The 1,339-nt window shown below is 46.9% G+C and carries 2 protein-coding genes; one reads left to right on the top strand and one right to left on the bottom strand.

Annotated elements, in window-relative coordinates; genetic code table 11:
* Positions 1–359: hypothetical protein (locus FAP39_RS17325; RefSeq protein WP_138017620.1), on the bottom strand; the 359-nt coding region annotated here is incomplete at its 3' end.
* Positions 360–612: 253 nt separating this feature from the next.
* Here FAP39_RS17325 and FAP39_RS17330 point away from each other — a divergent pair.
* Positions 613–1,233: a TIGR02466 family protein gene (locus tag FAP39_RS17330; protein ID WP_171006917.1), complete on the top strand. Its 621-nt coding sequence runs from the start codon at positions 613–615 to the stop codon at positions 1,231–1,233.
* The last annotated feature ends 106 nt before the right edge of the window (positions 1,234–1,339 follow it).

Genomic DNA, 1,339 nt, shown 5'->3' on the forward strand with positions numbered 1-1,339 from the left:
TCGTCGTCACCTTCACCATCATCACCGTCGTCGTCACCTTCGCTGTCGTCATCACCATCATTACCGTCGTCATCGTCGTTGATATCATCATCTTCGTCATCGTTACTGTCATCGCCCTCGTCATCGTGTTCAGTCCTGTCACGCATGACTGTGCCGTTCTTATCAAGAACTATTTCCCGTTCGATTCCCGTTCCCTTGGCTTCGAATTTCGTATTTCCGAACAGTGTCTTGCTGATCTCTATCTTAGTAAAACCCTGTTCCGACAACATGTCGACAATGTCTTCTTTTGAAGTTTGGGCTAACGCGGTACTTGCCATCAAGACAAAGGATGTCCCCATCAGTAACGTTTTCTTAAGCATGACTATTCCTCGATTGCTAATTGGGTGTTTATTTCGCCTGATCAGAGCACAGCGTTGGCAAGTGGGGAATATAACTTAGGATCAATTCGGCGATTTTGAACAAAAGGGCTATTTGAAATTGGCTTGGGTGCAAGCTAACGATTGTACAGTTTAACAAAGAAGTATTGTTCTGGAAGAAAGGCTTTCGAGAGCAATGGCGACTGTACTTCCGGCAATACATCAAAATACGTTTTGTAAACTTTGGAGCGAGATAATGCTGAAGCAAACCAAGTTCGAAAAGCTTTTTTCAACCCCAATCATGCGCTTTCAGCTAGAGGATCATGTGGTTTTGAATGCCGAACTTCTGTTTGAAGGCGAGCAGATGAGAAGCGCTGACGCTGGGGTTTCAAAATCAAATAGAGGTGGGTGGCACTCAAAAGGAAATTTGTTCGAAAACGAATATCCCTGTTTCCAAAAGGTGCAAACTGCCGCAAAGGAGGCGGTCTATCAGGTAACCAGAAAGGTCTCATCCAAAGTTGATCCGGAAGCTTTGCGGCTCAAGATGTTTGCGTGGATGAATGCGAACCCAACGAGTGGTTACAACGCCCCGCATACACATCCCGGAGCGCATTGGTCTGGTGTTTACTATGTGTCTCAACCAAATGTTGAAAACGGATCATCCGGGATGATCGAATTTCTAGACCCACGGTCTGACCTTCCGCATTGGCGTATTCTCGAGGCAAGTGCATTTCGCGCAAAACGAACAATCAGGCCCATGGCAGGTGAGTTGATCATTTTCCCCTCATATCTGGTCCATTGGGTTCATCCGAATGAAAACTCTGATGACAGAGTAACCATAGCATTTAACGCAACCTTCCGCCGCCCCAAGGCATAGCCCAGAGATTTGCTACCTCAACCGAAGCCCGCCAAGTGGGATTTTCCCCGCAATGTATTGCTCAGCAGACATTGGTGCAATTTGCAGCGAACGACCCCTTTCCGCC

Source organism: Shimia litoralis, from assembly GCF_005518135.1.
In the GTDB taxonomy this organism is placed as follows: domain Bacteria; phylum Pseudomonadota; class Alphaproteobacteria; order Rhodobacterales; family Rhodobacteraceae; genus Shimia_E; species Shimia_E litoralis.

Excerpts from the sequence above, each read along its gene's own strand:
- FAP39_RS17330 (WP_171006917.1), top strand. The coding sequence starts at position 613 with ATGCTGAAGCAAACCAAGTTCGAAAAGCTTTTTTCAACCCCAATCATG.